The following is a 23,940-nucleotide window of genomic DNA, read 5'->3' as shown; positions in this document are numbered from 1 at the left end:
TATCAACTTTTGCCCTACAATTATTCTTTCCTTTTTTTTGTCCAGAAATCAATTTCCACCTCAATAATGTCTGATAAAAAATCGGGCATAGCCGAATGTTTAAATTCACTACCAACACCATAATCCTGGCGGTTTAATGTTGTTCTCGACCTAATACCAACTGTATTATTCTCAATTTTTACAATTTGAAACGGGAATACAAAATCTTTGGTTACCCCGTGCATTGTAAATTGGCCGTAAGCCTTAAAATTGGAATAATCGATCTGTAGAATAGAATCGCTTACAAAGGTGATGTGCGGATATTTTTCTGCGTCAAAAAAATCAGCGGTGCGCAAATGTGCATCGCGGTCAGGTATGCCTGTATTGATACTCATTACCTTGATTACTGTGGAAATTTTAGAGGAATCCATGTTTGATTCATTCCAGTCGAGAAGTAGCTCGTAGTCCGAGAATTTCCCTGTTACCTGGGTAAAACCGGCTATGGAGATATTAAAACCAATGGTAGAATGGTTGGGCTCAACTGTTAATCTTTTGGTCTGGGCTCCCATGTAAATGGAAACGAGTACCAATAAAGTAGTTGTCAATTTTTTCATGTCAAAAAGGGATTTATTCCATTGCTTATGGAATTACCAATCTGAAACCTCAGAAGCTAATGGGATGGCTTAACTGAGCCTTAAGATAAGGTTTAAAGCTATTCCTGCCTTATATGAAGGGGGTATTTTTGATTAGAATTTATCATTCGCCTGGTTCTGCAGACTAAAATTTAATTCCGGGAGAGTTTATCAATAAGGTCGGCGCAACCTCCGGATCTTATGAATTCAGTATGTGCATTAATACTATCAAATTCTATTCCTGTGATTTCGGAGCATATTATTTTTGAATTTGTATAGTTCATAAATTCCTTGAGCACTTTTTCTGATCTCTTATTTTTTATGGGTGATTTGCCATCAACTTCCCGACACCATTGAAGGGATTTTATCCAAATGGCAGTGCTGAGAGCACCACAAGCAGAACCACTTAGACCCAGTCCTCCTGCAAAGCCGGCAACCATGATGATTTCTTTATCATTTGCCCCCATTTTTCTGGCAACTTCAGAGGCGCAACTAATAAATTCCGTAGTATCTTCTTGAGTCCTTGAAATACTTTCAAAAGCCTGTTTTATGGCTTCAGGAGCCCAATTTTGAGCAAGTTCAAAACAGTGACGGTACCTTCCTGATAACATGTATTTGGCAAAGCTGAGTTTATTAGAAAAATCACATCTGGTAATTTCCCGACAACTTGTGGTTTTTTCGCGCTGCTCAAAAGAAGAAACAATGTTTTGAGTTGCCTTGATGGTAACTTTTATTGCCAGATCAGTATTTCCAAATCTTCTGTACGATTCTGCTCCGGCGGCTAAAGACGCTCCCCAAAGCATCCCACATTGATGCCCCTGTTGTAATATGCCTCCGGCCAAAACATCGGCAGCGCGCTCTACAAGTTCATTTGGATGGCCAAATTCGCGGTTTATCATATAGCAAAGAGTTCGCGAACAGGTTCTGAGTTCCCGAAACACTTTCTTCCCATCAGTAGGTGCATTCTGTATATCGTATACATTGGAGTTCATAATACCTTAAGTTTTTAAATGAAGAAAAATACAACAGTATAATCTTTAACCCAATGATTTTCATCAGGTTACCATATCTATTTGCAGTTTAAAACCACAATAGATTCCAATATATTTACGTCCTTCTTGGGGATAATAGAATTTTTTGTGATAGTTTTGCAGGAAACCCCGGAAATCTCATCGAAAATAAACCGCTTACCTTAGAAGGCCTCCTCCAATTAGATTTTAACACGATTATCTGGATAGCCGCTCCCATCATGTTTGCCCTGGTGGCCCTGGAATATTTCCTTTCCTATAGAACAAACAAAAATCTCTATAACGGAAAAGACTTTCTGGCTTCAGCTGCAATAGGCTTCGGAAATCTGTTTGTCAATGCCCTTACCAAGGTGGGCATTTTCTATATTGTTGTTATTTGCTACAACCTTACACCGTGGACCATCCCACATACCTGGTGGTCTTATATCCTCTGTTTTATTGCCCTGGATTTCGTACGCTACTGGTCGCATAGAATTTCTCATTTTCAACGTTTCTGGTGGTCTACCCATGTGGTTCACCACAGTTCAACATATTATAATTTTTCTACTTCTTTTCGTTTATCCTGGGTTCAAAACCTGAAGCTGGTATTTTTTGTACCTGTTTTTATGATGAGTTTTGATCCTGTCGTTTTTATAATTATTCATCAATTGGAGATCTTGTATCAGTTCTGGATTCACACAGAACTCATCCGCAAGCTCCCTGCACCTGTCGAATACGTTTTTGTAACTCCCTCCCACCACAGGGTGCATCATGCAGTAAACGAGGACTATATCGACAAAAATTTCGGGTCGACCCTCATTATCTGGGATCGCATCTTTGGAACTTTTAAGGAAGAAAAGGAACAGGCCATTTACGGCATTACCAAGCCGGTGAACTCATACAACCCGGTCTATTTGGTATTCCACGCATGGGGCGACCTGCTCAGGGATATCTGGCAACGGCCACAGAAAAGCTGGTCGATTATGTTTGGTAGCCCTACCGCCTGGGAACGTAAGCAAATGGAAAAGGCGAAGAAGGATAAAAAGAAGCAACCCAGGCAGACTGAAAAACGTATCGAAACCCGGGTTGTAGAACCCGTGGAGTCAATTTAGTCCCTCCATTCAATTTATTTACTGTAGAATAGTGTCTTATTTTAGAATTTGGCGCAAAGAAAAAGCCACACCCCTGTTCTGACAGGACTGTGGCTTCTTCAATTAGGTGTTAACCCGTATTTATTTAATTTCCACCAATGTCAGGTCGAAAATAAGGTCTTGTCCTGCAAGAGGGTGATTGGCATCAATAACAATATGCTCCTCCTCTACTTCAACAACGCGTAACTGCTGTTCTGATCCGTCAGGATTGGTGGCAACAAGGCCCATCCCAATTTCCGGCTTGATCTCTTCCGGCAATTCACTTCGGCTTACCTTCTGGAATAATTCCTTGCGTACTTCACCATAGGCCTCTTCTTTGGGAATAGTGATGGTTTTTTCTTCATCCACTTCCATATCGATTAACCCTTTTTCAAAACCGGGAATTAAAGCTCCCTGTCCCAGGGTGACTTCCAATGGATCCCTTTCAAGTGAGCTGTCAAAAACCTGCCCGTCATTTAATTTTCCTGTGTAATGTACCCTTATGGTATCATTTGCTTTTACTTTTCCCATGTTGCTGTTTTCTATGGATTTAAATTTAAAGGCGCAAAGGTACTAAGTAAGGATTGATTGGACGAAAAATCCCAGGAAAAATCCCCTGCTTCATGGTTCACATGAATGAATTTCAGTTGCTATTGCAGGTAAATCTCTCAAAACACCTCCCCTATTGGGGAAATAAGTAATCGACAATAACCTTAGCTGCCACAGAACTGCCCAGCTTAGAAGGATGGAACCCGTCCTGACTGTAATAATCGAGCTTTTCTGTACTATCAATGTATTCCTTCCACACTTCTCCAACAGGCAAAAGCAGCGCTCCATTTATTGTGGCAGCATCGCGATGATTTTTAATAACATCATCAAATGTGCGGTAGTAATTAAGCGAGGGCCAGACCATAAAATAGCAAAGCGTGCTTTTATTTAACTCACAGAGCTCCTTGTATTTATTACCATCTTCAATAAGCATTCTCCTGCCCTCCCTTTGTGAAGAAGGCCCCTGTTGCAGGATCACAAAATCAAAGGATTGGGAAGAAATCAGTTTTTGTACGTTTCCGTCATTCCAGTGATCGATAATGGCATAATTGGGAAAAGCTATCATTTCATAATCCACTTCAATTCCTTTGCTCTGAGCATCTTTCTTAACAAGTTGCGGCAGATTATTGCTATAGGTAAGGCTATTGCCGACAAACAGAATTTTGACGCATTTGGTCTCTGTTGTATCCTGACAATATATAGAGGAATTCAACAGTAATAACAATAAATAAAGTAGTACGGACCTTTTCATGCAATTTGATTCACTTCAGCGCTTTTCCCTTTTAATCCATCGTACTCCAAAATAGATGGCGCAAATAAGCGCAAGAAAAACAGCAATTGACAAAAATTCTCCTGCCGATAAACTACTCAGTAGCCAAAGAATAGAAGTAATACCTATCACAGGGATAATCCAGCCGCCTGGGACTTTAAAGGTTTTCTCAGCTTGCTCCGATTTCTTCCTTCTCATCCTGAGCGTCGCCAGAATGACCAGCAGATAGATAAGTAGTATAGCCGCACTTGCCAGAATGGCTAGTTGTTCAAATCCTCCGGATATGGAAAAGAGGAAAATCAGTCCGGCAAAGCAGATGATCGACCAGTATGGGGTAGCAAATTTAGTATGGACCTTCCCCAGGAATTTTGGAAACAGACCATCTCTGGCACCGGCGAACAAAACACGAGGTGTACTCATAACATCTGTACTTACTGCGCCATAACAGGATATAGCAGCCGCAATTAAAAGCAATGTACCTCCAATGGGTCCCATGATATTTTCCGCAACCGCGGCCAGGGGCGCATTTTTATAGAGCTCTATATCCTGTCCTAATACCCCCTGAGTAACCGTCTGAAGCAACAAATAAATCAGTAGTACCATTGCCCCGCCCAACATAATTCCAAGAGGGATGGTACGTTTGGGGTTCTTTATTTCCCCACTTGCCCCAAGGGCAGTTTCAAATCCAGCAAAGGCAAAAAACAAGACCAGGGTGGTATTGCTAAATGTCTTTATGGCCGGTAGTTGTTCCCACTGCAGGTTATCCGGATCTATCAGACTTAATCCCAAAATGCCGATACCGAGCAAGGGTAAGAGTTTAACAATAGTGATCCACTTAATAAAGGCCACTCCCTGTTTCGCCCCTCGAATATTAGTAATCACCAGAAAACCAAGTAGGATAAAATAAAATAATCCCCGTATCCAGGGATCAGAAAATACAGGGAAAATAACAGCCAGGGAATCGGCTATGATGTTCATTAGAGCGGCGCTGCCCAGGATACTCCAGCCAAAAACGGCCAGCCAGTTCACGATGAAGCCGGCAAATTCTCCAAATGCCGCCACCACATAAGCATAACTCCCCCCCGATTTGGTTACACGGGTACCTATTTCAGCATAACACAACATAATGGCAGCCATCATGATACCGCAAAAAAGGTATGCAAAGATGCTGAAGGCACCAAGTTCTACCCCCACTATGGCGGGCAAGGCAAAAATTCCGGCTCCTACTGTGATGTTAATAATATTGAGTGATAAACCGGTTACTCCTACAACCCGTTTTAGTTCAGAGTCTGCTTGGTTATTGGTCATGTTGGGTGGGTAGTTTGGTGTAAGCTATGTAAATGAAGCGGTATAAAATAATTATTGTCTTAATAATTGAAGTTTAAGAATCCTGAGTGCCCACTAAAGTGATGGACTTTCAGGATCTTGATGCCCGGCCTATGACATACAACATCTTTCTGTCGTTAGTTTGCTAGTCAGGCAAGTATACGGATTTGTCTTCTACTTTAGGTAAAAGGCTTTTGGTAGTATTTTTTACGCAGCCAAAATGATACCCTTACTAATAATATCAAGGCCGGAACTTCAACCAGAGGGCCTATTACCCCTGCAAAGGCCTGTCCTGAATTCAAGCCGAAAACAGCAATAGCCACGGCAATCGCCAGCTCAAAATTGTTTCCTGCCGCCGTAAAAGCCACCGAAGCAGTCTTGTCGTATTCTGCCCCCATAGCCCTGGTAAAGAAAAATCCGATAATAAACATAAGAGCAAAGTAGATAAGCAAAGGAACTGCAATGATGAGGACATCCATAGGGATTTCCACAATGAGTTCTCCCTTTAAAGAGAACATGACGATGATGGTAAATAAAAGAGCAATCAAAGTCATTGGTGAAATGGCCGGGATGAATTTTGTAGTATACCATTCTTCACCTTTGAGTTTTACAAGGATCAGCCGACTTAAAATTCCCATAACAAAAGGGATACCCAGATAAATGGCCACGCTTTCCGCGATGGTAGCTATGGAAATATCAACGATGGCCCCCTCGAACCCAAAGTAAGGTGGGAGAAGTGTAATAAAAACATAGGCATAAAAACTGTAGGCAAATACCTGAAATATGCTATTGAGAGCTACAAGTCCGGCCCCGTATTCACTGCTACCTTCGGCCAGATCGTTCCAAACAAGGACCATGGCGATGCACCGAGCCAGTCCGATCAGGATCAGTCCGACCATATATTCCGGGTAATCGCGTAAAAAAGTAATGGCTAAAATAAACATTAGTACCGGGCCTATGATCCAGTTCAGAATAAGGGAAATGGAGAGGATCCTGGTATTGCGGAAAACTTTAGGTAGGAGGGCATAGTTGACCTTGGCAAGGGGCGGATACATCATCAGGATCAATCCGATCGCAATAGGAATATTCGTGGTTCCGCTGTTGAATTTGTTCAGTACATCAGGGAAGGTCGGGATAAAATATCCAATTCCAACCCCAATAGCCATGGCGACAAAGATCCAGAGGGTAAGGTTTCTGTCGAGGAAGCTTAGTTTTTTCTTGGTCATAATAATGGGAATGATAGGAATAAAATTTTAGCAGCAGTCGGGTTTGGGGATATCCTGATTCAGGAATTCAAGCATTACCTCTTTCATCTCCTGCCATTTCTCCGGATCAATACAATAGCAAACGCTTGTGCCTTCAACGTTCCCTTTGATCAGGCCCAATTGCTTGAGTTCTTTTAAATGCTGAGAGATTGTCGGTTGTGCCAGGCCAATTTCCGATACAAGGTCACCACAATAACAGGTATCAATTACAAAGAGTTTTTGTAGGATCGCTACGCGTGCGGGATGTGAAAATGCCTTTGCAAAGAGGGAAATAATGTTTTGTTCGTCTGTAAATATTTCAGTTTTTGCCAGTCCCATTAAAAATTTGTTTAATTAATCGTAATATTACGATTAATAAATGTCTCTTCCAATCTCTTTTGACCTTTTACATGCATGGATGCAAAGAATTAATCAATACGATTATCTAAAAGGTATAATTATTGTGGTATGTGCATAAACCAACTTCCATGAGAAAATTTCTAGTCCTGGTCCTATTTTCTTTAAGTTTTAGCTGTATCCCAATTAAGATTGCCCCGAAGATTGATGACTACAAAATTGTTGTGGCAAAAAAGTTTAAACGAGATCTGCCGAGGCAACACGCCTTTGTATTTGAAGACGACAAAGAAGCAGATGAATTTTATCACTATATAAATACCAGATTTGATCTGGAATATGAAAATGTGGAACTCAATGTGCCTTTTACAGTAAGCGGACAAACATATTTTATGTCGTTTGACGAAAGGGAAAAAGTAACGGAAGTTGTCAATTTACTGCCGATTGTCATCGCTGGCGTATTAAAATCTGAAGCTATCGATCCGATTCTCGAAGATGCCAGTTCTTCCAGAAACTCGAACTGGTACGTTTTAATTACCGTAATGGACGGAAACTTTAATGACTGCCTGGCACCCGAATACCCCTTTCGGGAAGAAGTAATACTGTTCTTGCATGCCCTTAAAAAAGAATACCAGAGCACGCATCATTACGTAGAGGCCCTGCTCAAGAAATAAGGATCTAATCAAGAGTCGAAGGTGCGATTTACTTGATTAAATTTTAGAAAGGACAACAAAAGACGTTATCAGAATGCCTAGCAGGATAAGACCAGACCAATGCCAGACCGGTCTCTTTATTTTGGATTTATTGATTTCGTATTCATTTTTCAACTCTGAAGAAAATTCTTTTTTCCTGATCGTTCTCTTACAATGAACACATTCGCTAAAAGTGCTTTTCCCTGCTGGGAACATAGGAATCCAGAAGATATGGAAGTATCTTCCAAACTGACTTATGTTTTGTGTTCCTGAATTCTGACAATAGGTACATGCAGATCCATTTACTTCTACCGATCCTATATGAGAGGCGCGTAATCCAAAGATAATCATAGGTTTAACGTATTTAAAGCCTTGGCTATTTATCCTAATTATAACGCACCATTAGTCCTTAAATTGTAATGTAAATCGTTTAGGAATGTCCCTGTTAAGAATCAAGAGGTATTAGAAAGCTGATTGCTCCTGGCAAAATACTGATGGTAGCAGGAAGCAGACCAATATATTCGCCATCGGCTTCGATACCACAAGATTCTTCGCTGTCCAGTACAATTTCTTTAGCATTGTAATAGTGTACCTCCGGGTGAATTATTTTAAATCCTTTTTTCAATTTCCCCAGGTTTTTCAAATAGTCCCAGATACTCAGATCTCCAAAGATTACCAATTGAAAAGTACCGTCATCAATGACTGCCTCTGGCGCCACACATATGGCATTTCCAAAATATCGGCCGTTAGCTATGGCCATTTGAAGCAGTTTGCCCTTCCATTTCCAGTCATCGCCGTTGCAACTCACATCTTTTTTGATGTAGCGGAAAAATCCGGTAATAATGTGTTTAAAGTAATTAAATCCCGGGCCTAAACGACTTGTAGTCTGCTCCAGGCCTTTTACCACTTCGGCTCCCAGTCCCAGTCCGGCTATATTGATAAAGTAGCATATTTCCCTGGTCTTATTCAATTCTATCTTCCCAAGGTCTATCTTTTTGATCGAGTTTGCTCTTATTGATCTGATTAATTCCTCCGGGGAATAGGTAACACCCACTGATCTGGCAAAATCATTGGCCGAGCCCCAGGGCAGCAGGCCAATTGCAGGATAACTCTCCGGGGGGATATCACTTAGCAAGACCCCATTAATCAACTCGTGAAGGGTACCATCCCCCCCTACTCCAATTAAAAAATCACATTCCCTTTCCGTGGCCTCCCTGGCTAGTTCTATGGCATGTTTTCCCTTCGTGGTAAACAGAAACTCGGTAAGGCCAATTTCCCCTTCTTCCAAGCATTTGCACAGCCCAGGAAGTGCTTTTTGCAGGCGGTTGTTCTTGTTGTTGACCACAAATACAATTTTCATAGGTCCATATATGGGTTTACAACTATTTCAATTCTTAAGGGTCTGATAGATTACTAAAAGTAATCCGGCTATGAAAATAGAAGTGAAAATCAATTTATTGTTCTTTGCCAGCCAGTTGGGAAGAAAAATATCAAAATTATCCTTGTCTGAATCAGAATATTTCCTCGCCATCAAAGTGAGAGGGCAGAACATTTTAAAGATCAATAGTGTTAACCCTTCTCCTACAACCAGAGCTATGGCAATCCAGGTATAGGTATTAACCTTTCCGCTGATACCCGAGTACAGAACATAAAATATAATCACCACAAAAAATAACCAGATGATCGTATGTATAATTTTTATTGTCAAAAGCTTGTCTGCCGCTTTCATGGGTAAATGATTTGATCTAGTTTTTGTTTTCTGCTTTAACTCAAGTTATTGCGATAAGGTCAGGGCCTTAAATCCGCCATACGCCATTCTCCTGCCATCAAAAATCAATGCTGATGGATCTGTGAGGGGTTTTAAAAGATCGTGCATCCTGGGATCTGCTGCAACGTGTTCATTAGCACGGTCACGCGTCTCCCGCGAATCGAAAACCACCCATCCAAATACAATAGATTCATCTTTATTGGCACCAAGAGCTTCCGGAAAAGAAAGTGTTCCTTCCAAAATCATATCATCCCCAACATACTCAAAATAGGCAAGTGCCCCGTGCTCCTTCCAGATCTCTGCAACTTTATCTACAACTCGCTTATACCGGCTAAGTCGACTAGTTGGTATGGGCAACACGAATCCGTCTATGTAATTGGCCATTTTCTTTGAAGATTATATTAAACATTTTCTTCAGTTAATTTACGGATTTAGGCTGTAGTATTCTGAACTGTCCAAATAATTGTCACTCTCGGGAATGTTATTACTTGGAAGAGAAGCAATAAAAAACGGTTCAGGCATAAACCTGAACCGCTGTGAAATTCCAATCAGGTGGTAACCTGATCTATTTTTTCTCTTTCATTGCGCAAGTGCTTAAACCAAAAGGCGCGTATAAAGGACAAAAACTAATAAAACTGGTCAGTACAAATACCCCGGCGAGTATTAGTAATACTGTCCCTAAAGTCCCTGATATAGTTCCTGTATATGCCAGCACTCCAATTACTACAGCAATGAGAATTCTGATAATTCTGTCTGCTGATCCCATATTTTTTTTCATCTTAATATATTTTACGGTTATTATTATTCACCATAAAGGTCGGATATGAAAAATAAATATGCAGTGACTGTGGTCACCACTCGGCAATAATTCTTATTTCTCCAGAATTCTGGGTAATCTTGCCGTCATTCTCGAGTTTCTTCATTACCCTGGAAATAACTTCCCGAGCGGTCCCCAACTCATTGGCAATTTGGTTGTGACTCATTTTTATGGAGTCGGATTCCATTAGTTCCGATTTTTTTCTCAAATGATCGTACAGTCGTTTGTCCATTTTATCCAGTAACAGATTGCGGATCGTATCAATCATTTCGGAGTATCTGAGATTAAACTGATTGTAAAACAATTCATTGAAGTGCGGATATTCCTTTAGCCAGTCAGGGAGTAAACTAACGGGGATAAGAAGGATCTGAGAGTCCTCTTCAGTAACTGCAAAGACTTTGCTTGGGGTATTTTTCAATGCCGCATAAAATGTCATTACACAGCTTTGTTCAGGTTCGATATAATAGAGTAACAATTCTTTCTCATCAAATCGGGAGTATACTTTCACAAGTCCTCTGATTACAATAGGCAATACCTTTACGTATTGTTGTTCCCTTAAAATCTCTGTACCCTTAGGAATCTCACGGATACTGGATTCTTTGAGAATTAAATCAACCAGATCCGGCTTTAAAAAGGATAATAAATTCTTATCTAAATCCATCTTTGCCATTTGATATCCTAAATTTCTTTGATTACTTCACAGGGATTTCCAAATGCCAGGACATTATCAGGTAAATTTTTAGTGACAACACTCCCGGCACCGATGGTTACATTATTCCCGATAGTCACCCCCGGGAAAATCACTGAATTACCCCCTATCCAAACATTGTCCCCAATGGTCACAGGTTTGGTAAATGTCAGGTAACGACTGTCTTTACCCTCCCCAACAATCCTCTCTGAGGCCTTTAGGGGATGAGATGCCGTATAAATTTGTACATATGGGGCGATCAACCCATTCTTGCCGATGTTGATTTTGTTATTGTCAAGAAACATACAATTGGTATTTACAAAGGTGTTCTCCCCTATAGAAATATGTTCGCCGTAGTCGCAAAAGAAGGGGGATTCGATCCAAACCCCATCCCCTTTAAATTCAAACAACTCTTCTAACAGACCATCCCTCTCCTGAATTAAATCAGAATCGAGATTGTTGAATTGTTTTAAAAGCCTGCGCGCTCTGTGATAGATCTTAATCAATTCGGGGTCTCTCGAATCGTAGTGGTCTCCCCTGAGCATTTTCTCTTTTTCTGTCACCCCTTTGTATTTTGAAATACTATTTATCAGACCAAACTGCAAGTTCATTTCCACCGGGATCTTTAAAGTGAAATCGCTTCCCTCCCGGAAAAGAAAAAATATCCTGTACAATTTCTCCCCCATTCTTTGTGATTGCCTCTATGACGGCTTTGAGGTCTTCGTGATATAATACAACAAGTACTCCATGTGTTACCTGTTCATCTGTTTTTTCGAATCCTCCTAAAACACCGCTCTCCGAGAAAGAGGTATAAGTGGGTCCGTAATCCGTAAATTTCCAACCAAAAACTTTACCGTAGAAATTTTTTGTGACAGCAATATCATTGGTTTTGAATTCGATATAACTGATGATGTTGTTTTCCATTTAAAAGATTTTATTTTGAGTGGCCCAAATTGTTTCTGTGCCATTACGATGATTGATTTTACTAAGCTCATTACTAATCCATACCTTTCATATAATCCTTTGAATTTGATTCGATGGTCTTCTTCAGATTCGCAAGGTTGGTCTCCTCCTGCTCTTTAAACGTGCCTGAAAATAAAGCCGACATTGATTTTGATACCATCCCATTTCCCATGACTGTGGTAGTAGAACTGATCTTTGTTCTCCCATCTACAGGCTCCATATAAATGGTATAATCCATATCCATAAAATCGTTGGAAAATTTCATGGAACAGGATTTCTCCGGATCGATATCGGTTATGGTTTCCCGGATGATCATTTCCTGCCCTTCCGTTACAAAGTAAACATCGGATACCGCTCCCACAGTTCCGGGTGTACCACTGATGTGTTCTATTCTCTGAAACCCATCGAGCCAGTCGCCCATTTTTTCCTCATCCTGACTCACAGCCCAGGATTCAGCAAGGGGTTTATCAACCATGATTTCGGCTTCATAAGTCAATTCTGGTTTAATAATCCCGATCATAAAAAAAACAATAACCAGGACACCAATAATTCCAAGGATGTACTTTAAATATTTCATAACGCTGGATTTATTAATTTGACATGTAGTTCGACTGAAACAGATGCGATTAAACACCTTAAGGTAATAAAAATTAGATTGTGCCACCTCGCTGATCTGGTCAAGAATATACAAATTAGCTCATGAATGGATATTATCTAAAGAGCTTCGGATTCCGTAGAATTCTGTTTTAGTTCCTCGCCTTATAGCGATTTACAAAACGCCTGAGAATTTCATGGGGAACAGGAGCTTCCTTATCCTTAATGGCCTCTATTAACTCCTGTGCCTGAGAAGGCGGAAAATAACCATTGTGCCTATAGACCTTTATTCGTAAAATAAACTCATCAGCATCGGCTTCCAGATGGAACTGTGCGCTGTATATATTTTCTTTAAACCTGAACATCTGAACCGGGCAGGCTTCTGATGTAATCAGCAATTCAGCCCCGGGAGGAGTGTTGTTGCACGCCTCCTTATGGCCGACGAAAGCAGAAAATTTTCTGGGCAAGCCTTTGAGCAAGGGATCTTTTGCCCCGGTATCCGTAATAGTGATTTCCACATTACCAAGAGGTTCTGCATAGGTGTTTGAAATACTTACCCCCGAATATTTCCCTAGAAGTCCGTTCCCCGCACACACTCCAAGGAAGGGAAAATCCTCAGACACTACCCGGTGTAAAAAGTTCATAAAGAATTGTTCGATTTTCTTTTGTAATTCGCTCTTTTCTTCTTCAGGGATGCTCACATCAAAGGGACTTCCTCCCACTAGTATCGCCGAATAGTCGTGCAGGTCAATTTGCGGATTTGGTTCTTTATCCAGACGGATCTGCTTCACTTCATGAGCTGCTAATCCACCAAACCGCAGGAAGGATTCGAGCTCACTTTTGGTGGTCTCGTCTTCCGGTCGCAATTGAAGAATTAAAAACTTTTTCATAGATCGCATTGTCTTTATTATCCCTGTCTTTTCTCCTTTTATTCAGGATGAAATTATTTCGAACCAGTAAGTTTTTTGAAGGTTCATTTTTGTGATGGGTATAGGCTTCTATCATTTCGAGGTGTAAAATCTTAAAGCCGAAATCCAGCACGCATTGCATAGCCTCCTGCATAATTCCCTTTCTCTGATACTCCGGACTCAGATCATAGCCTGTTTCTGCTGTTTTCCTGTCCTCACTGATGTTCCACAGACAAATACTGCCTATCATATCAGGGCGGGTTTTCAAAGAAATGCACCAATAGTATATTTTTCCAGTATCGATTCCTTCAATAGTCTTTTCTATAAAGTCAATAGCCTTATCCTTTGTATCTGCGTTCGGACGTTTAACAAGTTTATTCACCTCCTTGTCAGTGCGCAAATAGGAAATCACCTCCCAGTCTGATTCAACAGGCTTTCTTAAGAGTAGGCGTTCTGTTTTTAACTCTGAGAAAGGAATACACTTCATTGTAATTTCTTTTTACTGACCTGGGGGCAGAACAAAAAAGTCGGTCTACTAAACCTCCGCTACCTATTCAGCCTTATATACCTCCCATTCAATTTCAATCATAAACTCGGGCAAAGCCAATCCTGTTACTTCAACCCATGTACCGGTTGGGAAATGCTTTGTGTAGATTTCACCCCTGTATGCCGATTTTTCTATCAGCGAGGCCATATCCGTGGTAAAGATATTTTCCGCAACCACGTCATCATATGAGCAGCCGTAATGATCTAAAATCTTCTTCAGGTCGGCATAACAGTTTTTCATCTGCTGTTCTATGTCGCCGATAGCCGTAGGATTGCCGGCATCATCCATACTCACGGCCCCTGAAATCCTGATCTCATTACCAATTTTTACGGCATGGGAATACCCGTATGCCTTTTCAACTTCCGGGCGGAGCAGGAAATATTCAGGTTGTTCTACTTTAACCGTTACTTCTTCTGTTTCTTTGGTTTGTTTTTGTTCACAGCTCTGGATGCTGGCCATGATTGCAAAAAGCAGGATAAACATTGAAAGGGAGTAGATTGGTTTTTTCATAATGTTGATTTTAATGCCTTCTTAGATTGTTAACTTCAAGGTAGGAAAAAATTAGATGAGAAGGACAGCATTGATTTCACGGCGACTTGGAAAAAAAATGTTTTGTCCAGAGCAAAATTAGTTGAGTTTCAACTTTGCTTAACCTTAATTATGACCATTTTGAAGAACTGGAAATAGTCTACTTATTTTGATCGATATCCAGCGTTGGGATTCGGATGATTTCAACGGTAGATGAAGCCAACAACACTTTCCCATCAGTTTGTTCAATTTCCTTTCCGATAAGGCTGTTTAATAAGTGTTTTGTATACCTTCTTTTCTTGTAGTCGACGATATATCTCAAATTAAACTGAATCCAATTGTCGGTCATCGTAAGCGCCAAAGTGGGCTCAACCAGGGCATCTTCAATGTAGTATTTGTCAACAATGGTTTTCCAGTTAGAAATAGAGTCGTTGACATATTCAGACAACTGTTCAGAGGCGACACGAATAATTATTTGTTTTGCCAATTCAACATCAGAACCATAGCGTATTGGCAGGTTAAACTCATCCCATATAAATGGAAAGTCTTTTGAATAATTATACACCGGACCTTTAAAAACAAAGGCATTGCTTAATTTCACGATCCTTCCACTGTAATTATCGCTCGTGACCCACTGCCCTATTTCCATCATTGTGGTATAAATACTATCGATATCGATGACGTCTCCCTTAATTCCGTTGATCTCTATTCTGTCACCGGGTTTATAAACCTTGACGAAAAAGATATAAAAGGAACCGGCAATACTTAGAATCAACTCCTGAAGTGTGATGGTGATTCCCGCTGTAAGAAGGCCAATTGCCAGTGTAAAGTCTTTGATATTGCCTGTAAAATAGGATATGGAAAGAAAAATAATGAGGACGTATCCTACTATTTCAACCCCTTTTTGTGATTTGTATCTCACAGATGTATTGGGCAGGCTTTTGCGCAGGAACCTTCTTAAGATCCCAATAATGGCAACAATCAGAATTACCCAAACGATAAACTTGATAATTCCTGTTGCAACAGGATGCTCATTTGTCCAATCTCCGATAAAATTTAAGACCTCCATGGTTTATGCGGGTAAATATATTCAGCAATGCAATAGCATTATCATCTTTCCAAAAGGATAAATCAAAGTAGACACTATGTTTGAGACCACGGTATTGCCCCTCGCGACTCTATCCTTTAAAAGAATAAATGACACTCTAATTTAGGGAGATTAATCTATATCTTATCAGGTAACTAACAATATATTTTAGTGAGAAATGATTTAATTTCAGGAGTATCACCAATCAGGAATTCAGGACATTCCCCCATTTTAATAGCAGCATCGTAATGGTTGTAAAAACAATCCCATAAAAAATAGCAGCCTGCCAGTAGGACAATCTCGTTGGCCAGTGTTTCCACATCTTAGTGCCGTATTCTTTTTTTGCACCGGCTGCAGTGAGCCTCCAAAAAAGGAAGACGAAAACTGCGAAAATCAGTATTGTTATTCCTATTATCCAGATTTTATCCATGCATTTATTTTTTAATTCGAGATTCCTTTAGACCTACTAAATAATTTAATACTTCTTTTATCATCTTAATTCGGATCGGGTATCAATTCTTTATTGATCATTTAGGATCATTACTTTACTTACTGCAATGGTGCTATTAAACATGTTAATCCCATTTCCTCTAATATAAAAGTATTCTTTCGTTCTTTCTATTGCGATTTATTCTTGGCGATTAGCTTTTTATCACAGCAATACCAGACAGCATCTATGCTCCCGGGTTCATAGGGAGCAAGTTTTTCGAATTCCATACCCACTTTCTCCATCACTCTGATCGAAGCTTTGTTTTCTTTCATTGCAATAGCTACTATCTTATCTAATTTCAGTACATCAAATCCATAATTCAATATGGCACGAGATGCCTCTGTGGCCAGGCCTGATCCCCAAAATTCGGGTAAGAATCTATACCCGAGGTCAACTTCATCAAATTCGGGGAGATATGCCAACCCTGCCCAACCGACGAATTGCTTTCCACTTTTTAATACAGTAGCCCATCTGCCATATCCGTATTTTTTATAGTTCTTTATTCGCAACTCTATGGCTTTTTTCATTTCTTCCATGGAGGTTACCACGGGTTCCCCCGTAAACTTTTGCACCTCGGGATCTGAATACAACCTAAGCATTTCCTCCGTGTCATCAAGGGTGATTTCTCGTAGCAATAACCGCTCTGATTCTATGATAGTTTTCACTTTACTTCTTTAGTTTCAAGGCATTTAAATTGCAATGCATATATGTTAAAAATACAGCTGTTATTACAATTCACAAAAGGAAGATCTTTTACGTGTTTTGAGATTGTACCCAACGGTCCCGTGGAGTAAAATTCCAAAATCCAAATTCCTATACCTTTCCGGAATACGGGATGCTGTTCTCTTGGTGCGGTTTTGAAATTTAATGTCTGTCCAGCCGTAATTGGCGGGGAGGCCGGCAGGGTAATCTTCACGATCCTGATAACTATTGGGATCAGGAGATGAAGCACAACGGTCTCATATAACTACCAGTTTTAACTGCGCTTAGTCATTGTTTTGTACAGTTCTTTATTTTTCAACCAGTTCTACTCTTCGATTTAATTTTTTACCCTCTTCCGTTGCATTAGAGGCTACTGGTGCCAAAGGTCCTACTCCTTCGGCAAACAACCTTTGTTGAGAAACACCATATTTAGTTTGTAATTCTTCTTTTATAGCCTTTGCCCGTTCTAAAGATAGTTTGCTGTTAATCTCAAAAGAACCATCTGAATCTGTATGGCCCACCACCCAGCAATTTATGGTTGGATTATCTTTAAGGTATTTAGCTATCTCCACAAGGGCTGGTGTTGACTCTTCTCTTATGTCTGATTTTCCCGTATCAAAATAAATTCCATAAATGGCTATTTTACCTTCTAACTCTAACTTGTTTTTAATAAGATCAGCGTTTATGACGATATCCTGACGCATTGCTTCCTGTTCAATTACCGTCAGGGTATAAGAGTTACCTGTTAAGGCTGTTTTTAAATACACCCAAATCGCTTTGCCATCACTAGTCTTAAAGCTGTAATAGCCTTTTTCCGCATTGTGTCTTTCAAACAGTATTCTTCCACCGGCTTTTTTTATGGCGTTAGAATAATTTCTTAGTATTTGAAGCCTGGTAGGGAACTCAAATTTTAAATCTTTGCTCTTGTTATGTCTGTAGTCTATAACAAATTTCCTGCCTTCAATTTGTTGCTTTTTGTTATCGAAATAAAACCCTTCCGAATCAAATTCACTTTCGGAATATCGACTAATATAAAAGTCGGGTAATCTTTCCAACAAGGGGTAATCAGCGCTGCCTTTAATATCTGTTTGAGCATTGATATTTGATATAAATAATATAATTAAGAGGGAAATGAACGGCTTTAACATGGACTATGTATTAATAGGATAGAAAAAGTTATTTGGAATATAATTTAATTGAATCGACAAGGACGATTATTCCGAAAATAAGTAAAAACAACAAACTAACAGGAAGGGTAAAGAACATATACCATGGCAGGGCTCCCCAAAAACAGTTTCCTTCATGGCAGGGTTGCCCGGTAGATAATTCGGTTAAACTTCCTCCAATCAATCCAGCTATCAAAGGTGAAAATCCGAAAAATATTATAACCAGAAACCATAATAGAACTCTGGTCACGTAATGTTTTTTTCTCTTAATTATTATTCCCATAGGTTACTGTCTTCAATGGCAATGTACTCTTTTTTCAATTTCACAGACGGTCTGGTTACCGATACGATTATTAATTGTAATTACATTTAAATTAGCAGTTTCGTTGGTATTGGGTATTGCCCATCTTGTGGCTAATTTTTCTTTCTAATTATCTTAACAATCCTGTTATTAATAATCTCTGATAGGTTCCAATTGTATAGTTTAGGGTCGGTAGTGCTGTAGAATTCAACGGTAACAGCATCAATATCTTCGTGATACTTTGCAAAACTCTGGTAACCCGGTACCCAACCCGAATGTTCATACTCATAAATGGAGGAATATATCTCTTGTTCTCCCGGTTCAAATAATGATCCGTCATTTAATGCCCTAAGGAAAGTGCCTACGTCTTCTGCTGTTGCATGCATTCCGTAATCGTTTGTCTTTAAATCATAGGGGTATCCCACATGATAACCGCTCATTACATCCGCTACATTTACTTCACTTAGCGAAGCATAGGTATTGGTAAGGTTTAGGGGAGTCAGAATTTCTTCCTGAATGAATCTGAAATTGCCATAACCTAATTCATCATCCATTATCTTATTGATTAACAGGTAATTAGTATTGCAATATTCATAGTCTTCGCCTGGTTCAAAATTGGCCGGTTTGTCCAGAATCAATGCAAGGCCTTCTTCGTAGGTCTCTGTAGGAGCTTCCCAAAAGTTTGGAGCGTCAGTAAAATTAGGAATCCCACTTCTATGCTGTATCATCAACCTCAGGGTGATTTTGTCAGCATTTTCGATTCTGCCCACTAATTCCGGTAAATAATCGGCGATTGTTTTATCAAGAGAAAGTCGTCCATCGCTCACCAATTTGGTGACAGCCACAGCATCGTAAAGCTTGCTAATGCTGGCGATCTTGAATAATGAATTCGGATCGGCTGGTATTTTGTTTTCTCTGTTTTTCCAACCCCCTGCGTAAAATGCCGGTGGTTTTCCTGCTTCGTCCACATAAACAATCATGCCTTCAAATCCATGCCCTATGGCCTCATCAACCTGTTCCTGAATAGTGTCGGGAAGAGGTAAAATCCAGGCTTTTACCAGAAGCCATGGTACGAAATACAAGGATACTACTGTTCCGACGAGTAATAATGCCCTGACGGTCCATTTGGCTTTTTTGTTTTTAATCATTTTTCTCTTTTAGTCTGCGGTGGTCGCATCTATTTCTTTAATAATTAAATGGCCCAGATCTGTTAATTGATAATATTGTTCAATCATCGTATCAAATTGCCATGCTGCTAAACTAATAACATTTCTATAGGCGGGTTTGGCTGTATATTCAATAAACGCCTGGTCGTATTCAGCCTGAGGTGTTGCCTTTACGGCCAGGGAGTCTAATGGCATAAATGCAGAAGCCAAGATAAGTGACCTGTCGACTTGCGTATCGAGATAATTCTCCTGGTGAACGGTGTATTGGTTATAACTTCTTTCATTTTCTGCAATAATATCTACTAAACCGTGATATTTGGTCAAAAGAGAATCAAGTGTGGTATTGTTTATTTTCCCATAATACTCTGAATTTTTCAAGGATTCATAGCCGCCGGAATTTGGCTTGAAATAGAAATCGACAAAAGCAGCACCACTTATCTTGAACAAAAACAGATTTTCATTTTCGGTTTTATTTAAGATGCTGTTTCGTGCTTTTTTACAAAGGTCTGCGATTTGTTTTCTTCCTTTCGATAATTTATCTAACTGGTCTATATCTTCCAGAGTAAGGTATTTGATCTTTATCAGATATTCATCCAGAGATTTTTTGTCTTCAATCGACTGATTCCAGTTATTTATCTGAAGTGCAATCAAAATTCCGATGACTACCAGTATGATTTCTCCTATAGCATACTTTATATATCGGATATTCTTAGCGTCCAAAATCAGCTTCTGTCTTACTCTTCTAAAGAACTTCATAATGTGGTTCTAAATTGCTTACAACGGTCTAGTATAAGAATAGTAGCGGTTTTTATACACTAACTATTCAGTTTATTACTGATCTATATTTTATGTTTATACTTTTTTTAGAACTTATTTCGCTATTTTTTATAAACAATGTTGCAACCGTAATTTATATTTCATTTTGATATTTTAATACTTATAAATTTTGGAAAATAAAGACTATCATTTTTAATCAACTCTTTAAAATTAGCACTATTAATATTGTAAGTGACCAAAATTCCATCATTTGATATCTCTGGATGGGCATTTGCTGAATAGACAAAATCTTCTTGACTCTTCAGTTGTGTATTATAAAAAATAACAGGTTGAGACCATGGCCCTTCAGGTTGCTCAGCGAGTCTGTATCCTATTGAAGCCGCACCATAGCCGTATGTTTGAATTTGAACATATTGATGAAGATTCTCTTGGTAATGAACAGAAAATTCAGTTTGTCCAATAAAAAGTTGAGATGGAATTGGGAACCTCTCCTTTCTTGTTATCCAATGACCTGCATTCCACCATTCCAATCCGGCGATATCGCCTTCGACTATTTTATCAATAGGGAATCTTAGAAGGTAGACTAAATGTGAAGAAGGTTCTGAGACACCATATGCATAAATGAAATCTTTATCTTTTAGAACAGCAGAAGAACCAACTATAACGCCAAAAGTATCTGACCCCTTGATGTACCTGATATTCCAACTAAGAGGGTTTTCAAATGGATTATCAATTAAAGCGATATACCATCCAATTGCTTCAAATCCAATTCCTTTATTTGTATTCTTTTCTTCAAATAAGAATATGATAAGTGTATCATTCGCAAGAATACCATGTCCGGTCCAAAACCATGTCTTACCCGGAAGTTCAAAGAATGATTTTGGTTGCTTTTGTTTCCCTTTATAGTAAAAAGCAATATTCACTTTATCCAATGCATCTCCTTCTTGAATAGCAATACTATTATTTATCATTTTTGAATTACTTCGCTTGCCCGTGCCTTCAGGATCAATAAATGTATCACTGAATAACCAAAGGATTTTCCCATTCTCTAAATCAATTGAAGCTGCACCATCTGCACCTCTCCAAAATTTATCAGTAGTGAATATGGAAGTATCGACCTCATACACTTCAATTTGCATATCCTCTGATTGAACCTGAGATTGTGCATTTAGGATAAATTCAAATATGAATAATATTGAAAATAAAAGTAATCTCATTTCTTTTTATGGTTGCCAACGGTCTTGTGAATGGCCAGTACTGTCCTGTCACATGTCATAGGTGACACAAAATATTATTTGATTTGAAGATAATGATTTTTGGGTTTGAGATACAGCGTGAGCTATACAAGTTGTTGTGTAGCGTTATGTTTTTCTTTGGTCTTTAGTCATAAACCAATAAATAATAAAGAATATTCCTGATGCAGCAAGATTATCAATCATGGGATCAAAAACTAAGTCAGGTCTTATTATATGAAATCCTACTAATCCTAAAATAGTTATCAATCCTCCTGGTCCATCCCATTTCCAAGCCAGACCTAATCCAATCATGATACTAACAGGAAAGAAAAGAAATGAAATCAATTCCTGAGTTGAACTAAATCCGGCACCATCACTGGTACCAGATATTGCACCAATTACATGAGCACCAACCATGAAAATTAAAAACAAAAGATATATACCTCCCCAAATTCTTGTAATCCAGCGAATAATGGTCGCAACTTTTTTTTATCCTTCATTTTTCCTGCTTCTATTTTTAACTGCCACACAACGCTTGGTATATGCAATGTAGCTGATTTAGGGGTGCTTATTTTGTGAATTGTAAAAAAGCATAAAAAAAGCGCAAGTCATATTGATTTGCGCTTAACTGGCTATTTTTTATATGCTTTGTTGTATTACGGTTTTAACTTTCCTCTTTTTTTAAAGGAGAATGATGCTCGTGAACCATTTTCCACCCATCCGTTGTTTTAACAAATAACAAAGTAATTTGATCGTTCACCACAACAAGGTCTTCACCGAATTTGAGATGAAAATCGGAGTGAAATGTTAAATTGGCTACCTCACCATAAACAGCAATCTGTAAATCGTTGGCATCGAACTTTAAAACTTCAGTTACTGAACCAAACACATTTCGTTCGTGTGTTTCGTTTGCCTCACCGCCATTCCGGGGTTCCCCATTTTTGAATTCAGTGAACTTGGGGCCATAGGCGTGGAAAGAAATCAATTTATCCAAATCACCATCTTTAATGCTTTGGGCAATGGCGCCAAAGGTTTCCATAACTTCTTGCTTTGCTTCGGGAAATTCATCATTAATTAGATCTACCGGAGGCATATCTAACTGTGCGTTGCAACTGGCAGTTAAAAATCCGAATAGAATAATACTTGCTAATGTCAATTTTGATTTCATAATAAAAAATTTTAGTGTTTATTTTTGATCGAAGTACAAGAGTATCTTGCCCCTCAAAATTGAATGTTATAAAGATTGGAAGAAGTTCAAAACACTACATAACAGGCCTGTTGCGGAGTGTTTAAATATTCGTTCAAGAGTTCAATTAATGTTGCATACCTTCAAACTGGGTTGAAAAAGGTATTTAGAGGAATAAAATTCTGAAGAAGTTTTTATAGGTAATCCGATACTGGAAAATCCTACTTTTTCGTACAACGCTTGGTAAATGAAATGTAGCTGATTTAGGGATGCTTATTTTGCGTATTGCATAAAAGTATAAAAAAAGCGCAAGTCATATTGATTTGCGCTTAACTAGATATTTTTATTTACGTTGTACTACGTTTTTAACTTTCTTCTTTTTTTAAAGGAGAATGATGTTCGTGAACAATTTTCCATTTACCGTTTGTTTTAACAAATAATAAAGTAATTAGGTTTTCGACAGTAATTTCTCCATATTCTTTGTGCATCAGAATAAAATCCGAGACAAAGGTTAAATTAGCTACATTTCCATAATATACAGCAACTTTTAAAGTTCCCTCTTTAGCGGCAAATTGTATAACTCCATCTTCTACTAGATCTTCACCAAATAACTGACGTTCATTATGCTCATTACCTGCACTATCGAAAGATTGTCCTCCATTGAATTCAGTGAACTTGTCTCCATAGGCATGAAAAGAGATAAGTTGGTCCATATATGCGCCATCATATCCATGTCCGGCTCCGGCCGTTATACTTTGTGCAATGGCCCCAAAAGTTTCTAAGACCTCTGCTTGTGCTTGTGAATAAGGTTGGTCAATTACAGAACCCTTGGATACAGATACTTTAGAAGCCAATGCTGGTTTTTCAACACTGTCTTCATTGCCCACAGGAGAATGATGTTCGTGAACCATTTTCCATTTACCGTTTGTTTTAACAAATAATAAAGTAATTAGATTTTCGACTGTAATTTCTCCATATTCTTTATGCATCAGAATAAAATCCGAGACAAAGGTTAAATTAGCTACATTTCCATAATATACAGCAACTTTTAAAGTTCCCTCTTTAGCGGCAAATTGTATAACTCCATCTTCTACTAGATCTTCACCAAATAACTGACGTTCATTATGCTCATTACCTGCACTATCGAAAGATTGTCCTCCATTGAATTCAGTGAACTTGTCTCCATAGGCATGAAAAGAGATAAGTTGGTCCATATATGCGCCATCATATCCATGTCCGGCTCCGGCCGTTATACTTTGTGCAATGGCCCCAAAAGTTTCTAAGACCTCTGCTTGTGCTTGTGAATAAGGTTGGTCAATTACAGAACCCTTGGAT

32 protein-coding genes are annotated in these 23,940 nt (G+C 39.0%); 2 read left to right on the top strand and 30 right to left on the bottom strand.

Annotation, left to right across the window (positions count from 1 at the left end):
• Positions 1–20 precede the first annotated feature (20 nt).
• Positions 21–593 carry a YceI family protein gene (locus AB8P51_RS12580; RefSeq protein WP_369749197.1) on the bottom strand — a complete coding sequence of 191 codons (573 nt, stop codon included), beginning with the start codon at positions 591–593 and terminating at the stop codon, positions 21–23.
• A 170-nt stretch (positions 594–763) separates the two neighbouring features.
• Positions 764–1,603: a C-GCAxxG-C-C family (seleno)protein gene (locus tag AB8P51_RS12575; RefSeq protein WP_369749196.1), complete on the bottom strand. Its 840-nt coding sequence runs from the start codon at positions 1,601–1,603 to the stop codon at positions 764–766.
• A gap of 257 nt (positions 1,604–1,860) precedes the next feature.
• Between AB8P51_RS12575 and AB8P51_RS12570 the strand changes: the two genes are divergently transcribed.
• The gene (locus AB8P51_RS12570) at positions 1,861–2,730 is read left to right on the top strand and encodes a sterol desaturase family protein (RefSeq protein WP_369749195.1); all 870 of its coding nucleotides are present in this window, start codon (positions 1,861–1,863) and stop codon (positions 2,728–2,730) included.
• 120 nt (positions 2,731–2,850) lie between these two features.
• Here the strand turns inward: AB8P51_RS12570 and AB8P51_RS12565 are convergent, their stop codons facing one another.
• The 5 genes from AB8P51_RS12565 to AB8P51_RS12545 all read right to left on the bottom strand — a co-directional run bounded on the left by AB8P51_RS12565 (position 2,851) and on the right by AB8P51_RS12545 (position 6,975).
• Positions 2,851–3,279, bottom strand: coding sequence for a peptidylprolyl isomerase (locus AB8P51_RS12565; RefSeq protein WP_369749194.1), 429 nt, complete (start codon positions 3,277–3,279; stop codon positions 2,851–2,853).
• A gap of 151 nt (positions 3,280–3,430) precedes the next feature.
• Complete coding sequence (locus AB8P51_RS12560; RefSeq protein WP_369749193.1) at positions 3,431–4,048, bottom strand: SGNH/GDSL hydrolase family protein; 618 nt, start codon at positions 4,046–4,048, stop codon at positions 3,431–3,433.
• Positions 4,049–4,063: 15 nt separating this feature from the next.
• Positions 4,064–5,374 carry an APC family permease gene (locus AB8P51_RS12555; protein ID WP_369749192.1) on the bottom strand — a complete coding sequence of 437 codons (1,311 nt, stop codon included), beginning with the start codon at positions 5,372–5,374 and terminating at the stop codon, positions 4,064–4,066.
• Positions 5,375–5,571: 197 nt separating this feature from the next.
• Positions 5,572–6,618 (bottom strand): ACR3 family arsenite efflux transporter, encoded by a 1,047-nt coding sequence (arsB, locus tag AB8P51_RS12550; protein WP_369749191.1) that lies wholly within the window; start codon positions 6,616–6,618, stop codon positions 5,572–5,574.
• Positions 6,619–6,645: 27 nt separating this feature from the next.
• Positions 6,646–6,975, bottom strand: a complete 330-nt coding sequence (locus AB8P51_RS12545; protein WP_369749190.1) for an ArsR/SmtB family transcription factor — start codon at positions 6,973–6,975, stop codon at positions 6,646–6,648.
• A 149-nt stretch (positions 6,976–7,124) separates the two neighbouring features.
• Here AB8P51_RS12545 and AB8P51_RS12540 point away from each other — a divergent pair, with 149 nt between their 5' ends.
• Positions 7,125–7,664, top strand: coding sequence for a hypothetical protein (locus AB8P51_RS12540; RefSeq protein ID WP_369749189.1), 540 nt, complete (start codon positions 7,125–7,127; stop codon positions 7,662–7,664).
• Between the two features lie 36 nt (positions 7,665–7,700).
• Here the strand turns inward: AB8P51_RS12540 and AB8P51_RS12535 are convergent, their stop codons facing one another.
• The 23 genes from AB8P51_RS12535 to AB8P51_RS12425 form a co-directional block, all read right to left on the bottom strand.
• Positions 7,701–8,033, bottom strand: a complete 333-nt coding sequence (locus AB8P51_RS12535) for a hypothetical protein (RefSeq protein ID WP_369749188.1) — start codon at positions 8,031–8,033, stop codon at positions 7,701–7,703.
• Between the two features lie 94 nt (positions 8,034–8,127).
• On the bottom strand, positions 8,128–9,042 hold the full coding sequence (locus tag AB8P51_RS12530; protein WP_369749187.1) for a diacylglycerol kinase family protein: 915 nt from the start codon (positions 9,040–9,042) through the stop codon (positions 8,128–8,130).
• Between the two features lie 27 nt (positions 9,043–9,069).
• Positions 9,070–9,411 carry a hypothetical protein gene (locus AB8P51_RS12525; protein WP_369749186.1) on the bottom strand — a complete coding sequence of 114 codons (342 nt, stop codon included), beginning with the start codon at positions 9,409–9,411 and terminating at the stop codon, positions 9,070–9,072.
• Positions 9,412–9,456: 45 nt separating this feature from the next.
• Positions 9,457–9,834: a DUF1428 domain-containing protein gene (locus tag AB8P51_RS12520; protein ID WP_369749185.1), complete on the bottom strand. Its 378-nt coding sequence runs from the start codon at positions 9,832–9,834 to the stop codon at positions 9,457–9,459.
• Between the two features lie 181 nt (positions 9,835–10,015).
• Positions 10,016–10,228: a DUF2892 domain-containing protein gene (locus AB8P51_RS12515; RefSeq protein ID WP_369749184.1), complete on the bottom strand. Its 213-nt coding sequence runs from the start codon at positions 10,226–10,228 to the stop codon at positions 10,016–10,018.
• A 73-nt stretch (positions 10,229–10,301) separates the two neighbouring features.
• The gene (locus AB8P51_RS12510) at positions 10,302–10,928 is read right to left on the bottom strand and encodes a Crp/Fnr family transcriptional regulator (protein WP_369749183.1); all 627 of its coding nucleotides are present in this window, start codon (positions 10,926–10,928) and stop codon (positions 10,302–10,304) included.
• Between the two features lie 17 nt (positions 10,929–10,945).
• Positions 10,946–11,518: a sugar O-acetyltransferase gene (locus AB8P51_RS12505; protein ID WP_369749643.1), complete on the bottom strand. Its 573-nt coding sequence runs from the start codon at positions 11,516–11,518 to the stop codon at positions 10,946–10,948.
• Between the two features lie 19 nt (positions 11,519–11,537).
• Positions 11,538–11,879, bottom strand: a complete 342-nt coding sequence (locus tag AB8P51_RS12500; protein WP_369749182.1) for a VOC family protein — start codon at positions 11,877–11,879, stop codon at positions 11,538–11,540.
• Positions 11,880–11,952: 73 nt separating this feature from the next.
• Positions 11,953–12,495, bottom strand: coding sequence for an SRPBCC family protein (locus AB8P51_RS12495; protein WP_369749181.1), 543 nt, complete (start codon positions 12,493–12,495; stop codon positions 11,953–11,955).
• A gap of 169 nt (positions 12,496–12,664) precedes the next feature.
• A complete protein-coding gene (locus tag AB8P51_RS12490) occupies positions 12,665–13,402 on the bottom strand; it encodes a glutamine amidotransferase (RefSeq protein ID WP_369749180.1) in 738 nt (245 codons plus the stop codon).
• A complete protein-coding gene (locus AB8P51_RS12485; RefSeq protein WP_369749179.1) occupies positions 13,347–13,907 on the bottom strand; it encodes a GNAT family N-acetyltransferase in 561 nt (186 codons plus the stop codon). The genes AB8P51_RS12490 and AB8P51_RS12485 overlap by 56 nt, the downstream gene beginning before the upstream one ends.
• Before the next feature lie 63 nt (positions 13,908–13,970).
• A complete protein-coding gene (locus AB8P51_RS12480) occupies positions 13,971–14,477 on the bottom strand; it encodes a RidA family protein (RefSeq protein ID WP_369749178.1) in 507 nt (168 codons plus the stop codon).
• 178 nt (positions 14,478–14,655) lie between these two features.
• Positions 14,656–15,564, bottom strand: coding sequence for a mechanosensitive ion channel family protein (locus AB8P51_RS12475; protein WP_369749177.1), 909 nt, complete (start codon positions 15,562–15,564; stop codon positions 14,656–14,658).
• 223 nt (positions 15,565–15,787) lie between these two features.
• Positions 15,788–16,012 (bottom strand): hypothetical protein, encoded by a 225-nt coding sequence (locus tag AB8P51_RS12470; protein WP_369749176.1) that lies wholly within the window; start codon positions 16,010–16,012, stop codon positions 15,788–15,790.
• A 188-nt stretch (positions 16,013–16,200) separates the two neighbouring features.
• Positions 16,201–16,737 (bottom strand): GNAT family N-acetyltransferase, encoded by a 537-nt coding sequence (locus AB8P51_RS12465; protein ID WP_369749175.1) that lies wholly within the window; start codon positions 16,735–16,737, stop codon positions 16,201–16,203.
• A gap of 345 nt (positions 16,738–17,082) precedes the next feature.
• Positions 17,083–17,922: an OmpA family protein gene (locus AB8P51_RS12460; protein WP_369749174.1), complete on the bottom strand. Its 840-nt coding sequence runs from the start codon at positions 17,920–17,922 to the stop codon at positions 17,083–17,085.
• A 28-nt stretch (positions 17,923–17,950) separates the two neighbouring features.
• Positions 17,951–18,223, bottom strand: a complete 273-nt coding sequence (locus tag AB8P51_RS12455) for a hypothetical protein (RefSeq protein WP_369749173.1) — start codon at positions 18,221–18,223, stop codon at positions 17,951–17,953.
• A 131-nt stretch (positions 18,224–18,354) separates the two neighbouring features.
• Positions 18,355–19,389, bottom strand: coding sequence for a serine hydrolase domain-containing protein (locus tag AB8P51_RS12450; RefSeq protein ID WP_369749172.1), 1,035 nt, complete (start codon positions 19,387–19,389; stop codon positions 18,355–18,357).
• 9 nt (positions 19,390–19,398) lie between these two features.
• Entirely contained in the window at positions 19,399–20,163 is a 765-nt protein-coding gene (locus AB8P51_RS12445) for a DUF6090 family protein (protein WP_369749171.1), read from the bottom strand.
• 161 nt (positions 20,164–20,324) lie between these two features.
• Entirely contained in the window at positions 20,325–21,401 is a 1,077-nt protein-coding gene (locus AB8P51_RS12440; RefSeq protein WP_369749170.1) for a DUF4185 domain-containing protein, read from the bottom strand.
• Between the two features lie 144 nt (positions 21,402–21,545).
• Positions 21,546–21,836 (bottom strand): hypothetical protein, encoded by a 291-nt coding sequence (locus AB8P51_RS12435; RefSeq protein ID WP_369749169.1) that lies wholly within the window; start codon positions 21,834–21,836, stop codon positions 21,546–21,548.
• A 247-nt stretch (positions 21,837–22,083) separates the two neighbouring features.
• Positions 22,084–22,587 carry a nuclear transport factor 2 family protein gene (locus tag AB8P51_RS12430; RefSeq protein ID WP_369749168.1) on the bottom strand — a complete coding sequence of 168 codons (504 nt, stop codon included), beginning with the start codon at positions 22,585–22,587 and terminating at the stop codon, positions 22,084–22,086.
• A 383-nt stretch (positions 22,588–22,970) separates the two neighbouring features.
• Positions 22,971–23,940: hypothetical protein (locus AB8P51_RS12425; protein ID WP_369749167.1), on the bottom strand; the 970-nt coding region annotated here is incomplete at its 5' end.

It is taken from the genome of Muriicola sp. SD30 (genome assembly GCF_041205185.1).
Classification (GTDB): domain Bacteria; phylum Bacteroidota; class Bacteroidia; order Flavobacteriales; family Flavobacteriaceae; genus Muriicola.
This window is presented reverse-complemented; position numbering and strand designations above follow the sequence as displayed.

Bases quoted from the DNA above. Each gene is read 5' to 3' on its own strand.
- AB8P51_RS12580 (WP_369749197.1), bottom strand. From the start codon at position 593: ATGAAAAAATTGACAACTACTTTATTGGTACTCGTTTCCATTTACATG.
- AB8P51_RS12575 (WP_369749196.1), bottom strand. From the start codon at position 1,603: ATGAACTCCAATGTATACGATATACAGAATGCACCTACTGATGGGAAG.
- AB8P51_RS12570 (WP_369749195.1), top strand. From the start codon at position 1,861: ATGTTTGCCCTGGTGGCCCTGGAATATTTCCTTTCCTATAGAACAAAC.
- AB8P51_RS12565 (WP_369749194.1), bottom strand. From the start codon at position 3,279: ATGGGAAAAGTAAAAGCAAATGATACCATAAGGGTACATTACACAGGA.
- AB8P51_RS12560 (WP_369749193.1), bottom strand. From the start codon at position 4,048: ATGAAAAGGTCCGTACTACTTTATTTATTGTTATTACTGTTGAATTCC.
- AB8P51_RS12555 (WP_369749192.1), bottom strand. From the start codon at position 5,374: ATGACCAATAACCAAGCAGACTCTGAACTAAAACGGGTTGTAGGAGTA.
- arsB (WP_369749191.1), bottom strand. From the start codon at position 6,618: ATGACCAAGAAAAAACTAAGCTTCCTCGACAGAAACCTTACCCTCTGG.
- AB8P51_RS12545 (WP_369749190.1), bottom strand. From the start codon at position 6,975: ATGGGACTGGCAAAAACTGAAATATTTACAGACGAACAAAACATTATT.
- AB8P51_RS12540 (WP_369749189.1), top strand. From the start codon at position 7,125: ATGAGAAAATTTCTAGTCCTGGTCCTATTTTCTTTAAGTTTTAGCTGT.
- AB8P51_RS12535 (WP_369749188.1), bottom strand. From the start codon at position 8,033: ATGATTATCTTTGGATTACGCGCCTCTCATATAGGATCGGTAGAAGTA.
- AB8P51_RS12530 (WP_369749187.1), bottom strand. From the start codon at position 9,042: ATGAAAATTGTATTTGTGGTCAACAACAAGAACAACCGCCTGCAAAAA.
- AB8P51_RS12525 (WP_369749186.1), bottom strand. From the start codon at position 9,411: ATGAAAGCGGCAGACAAGCTTTTGACAATAAAAATTATACATACGATC.
- AB8P51_RS12520 (WP_369749185.1), bottom strand. From the start codon at position 9,834: ATGGCCAATTACATAGACGGATTCGTGTTGCCCATACCAACTAGTCGA.
- AB8P51_RS12515 (WP_369749184.1), bottom strand. From the start codon at position 10,228: ATGAAAAAAAATATGGGATCAGCAGACAGAATTATCAGAATTCTCATT.
- AB8P51_RS12510 (WP_369749183.1), bottom strand. From the start codon at position 10,928: ATGGATTTAGATAAGAATTTATTATCCTTTTTAAAGCCGGATCTGGTT.
- AB8P51_RS12500 (WP_369749182.1), bottom strand. From the start codon at position 11,879: ATGGAAAACAACATCATCAGTTATATCGAATTCAAAACCAATGATATT.
- AB8P51_RS12495 (WP_369749181.1), bottom strand. From the start codon at position 12,495: ATGAAATATTTAAAGTACATCCTTGGAATTATTGGTGTCCTGGTTATT.
- AB8P51_RS12490 (WP_369749180.1), bottom strand. From the start codon at position 13,402: ATGAAAAAGTTTTTAATTCTTCAATTGCGACCGGAAGACGAGACCACC.
- AB8P51_RS12485 (WP_369749179.1), bottom strand. From the start codon at position 13,907: ATGAAGTGTATTCCTTTCTCAGAGTTAAAAACAGAACGCCTACTCTTA.
- AB8P51_RS12480 (WP_369749178.1), bottom strand. From the start codon at position 14,477: ATGAAAAAACCAATCTACTCCCTTTCAATGTTTATCCTGCTTTTTGCA.
- AB8P51_RS12475 (WP_369749177.1), bottom strand. From the start codon at position 15,564: ATGGAGGTCTTAAATTTTATCGGAGATTGGACAAATGAGCATCCTGTT.
- AB8P51_RS12470 (WP_369749176.1), bottom strand. From the start codon at position 16,012: ATGGATAAAATCTGGATAATAGGAATAACAATACTGATTTTCGCAGTT.
- AB8P51_RS12460 (WP_369749174.1), bottom strand. From the start codon at position 17,922: ATGTTAAAGCCGTTCATTTCCCTCTTAATTATATTATTTATATCAAAT.
- AB8P51_RS12455 (WP_369749173.1), bottom strand. From the start codon at position 18,223: ATGGGAATAATAATTAAGAGAAAAAAACATTACGTGACCAGAGTTCTA.
- AB8P51_RS12450 (WP_369749172.1), bottom strand. From the start codon at position 19,389: ATGATTAAAAACAAAAAAGCCAAATGGACCGTCAGGGCATTATTACTC.
- AB8P51_RS12445 (WP_369749171.1), bottom strand. From the start codon at position 20,163: ATGAAGTTCTTTAGAAGAGTAAGACAGAAGCTGATTTTGGACGCTAAG.
- AB8P51_RS12440 (WP_369749170.1), bottom strand. From the start codon at position 21,401: ATGAGATTACTTTTATTTTCAATATTATTCATATTTGAATTTATCCTA.
- AB8P51_RS12435 (WP_369749169.1), bottom strand. From the start codon at position 21,836: ATGGTTGGTGCTCATGTAATTGGTGCAATATCTGGTACCAGTGATGGT.
- AB8P51_RS12430 (WP_369749168.1), bottom strand. From the start codon at position 22,587: ATGAAATCAAAATTGACATTAGCAAGTATTATTCTATTCGGATTTTTA.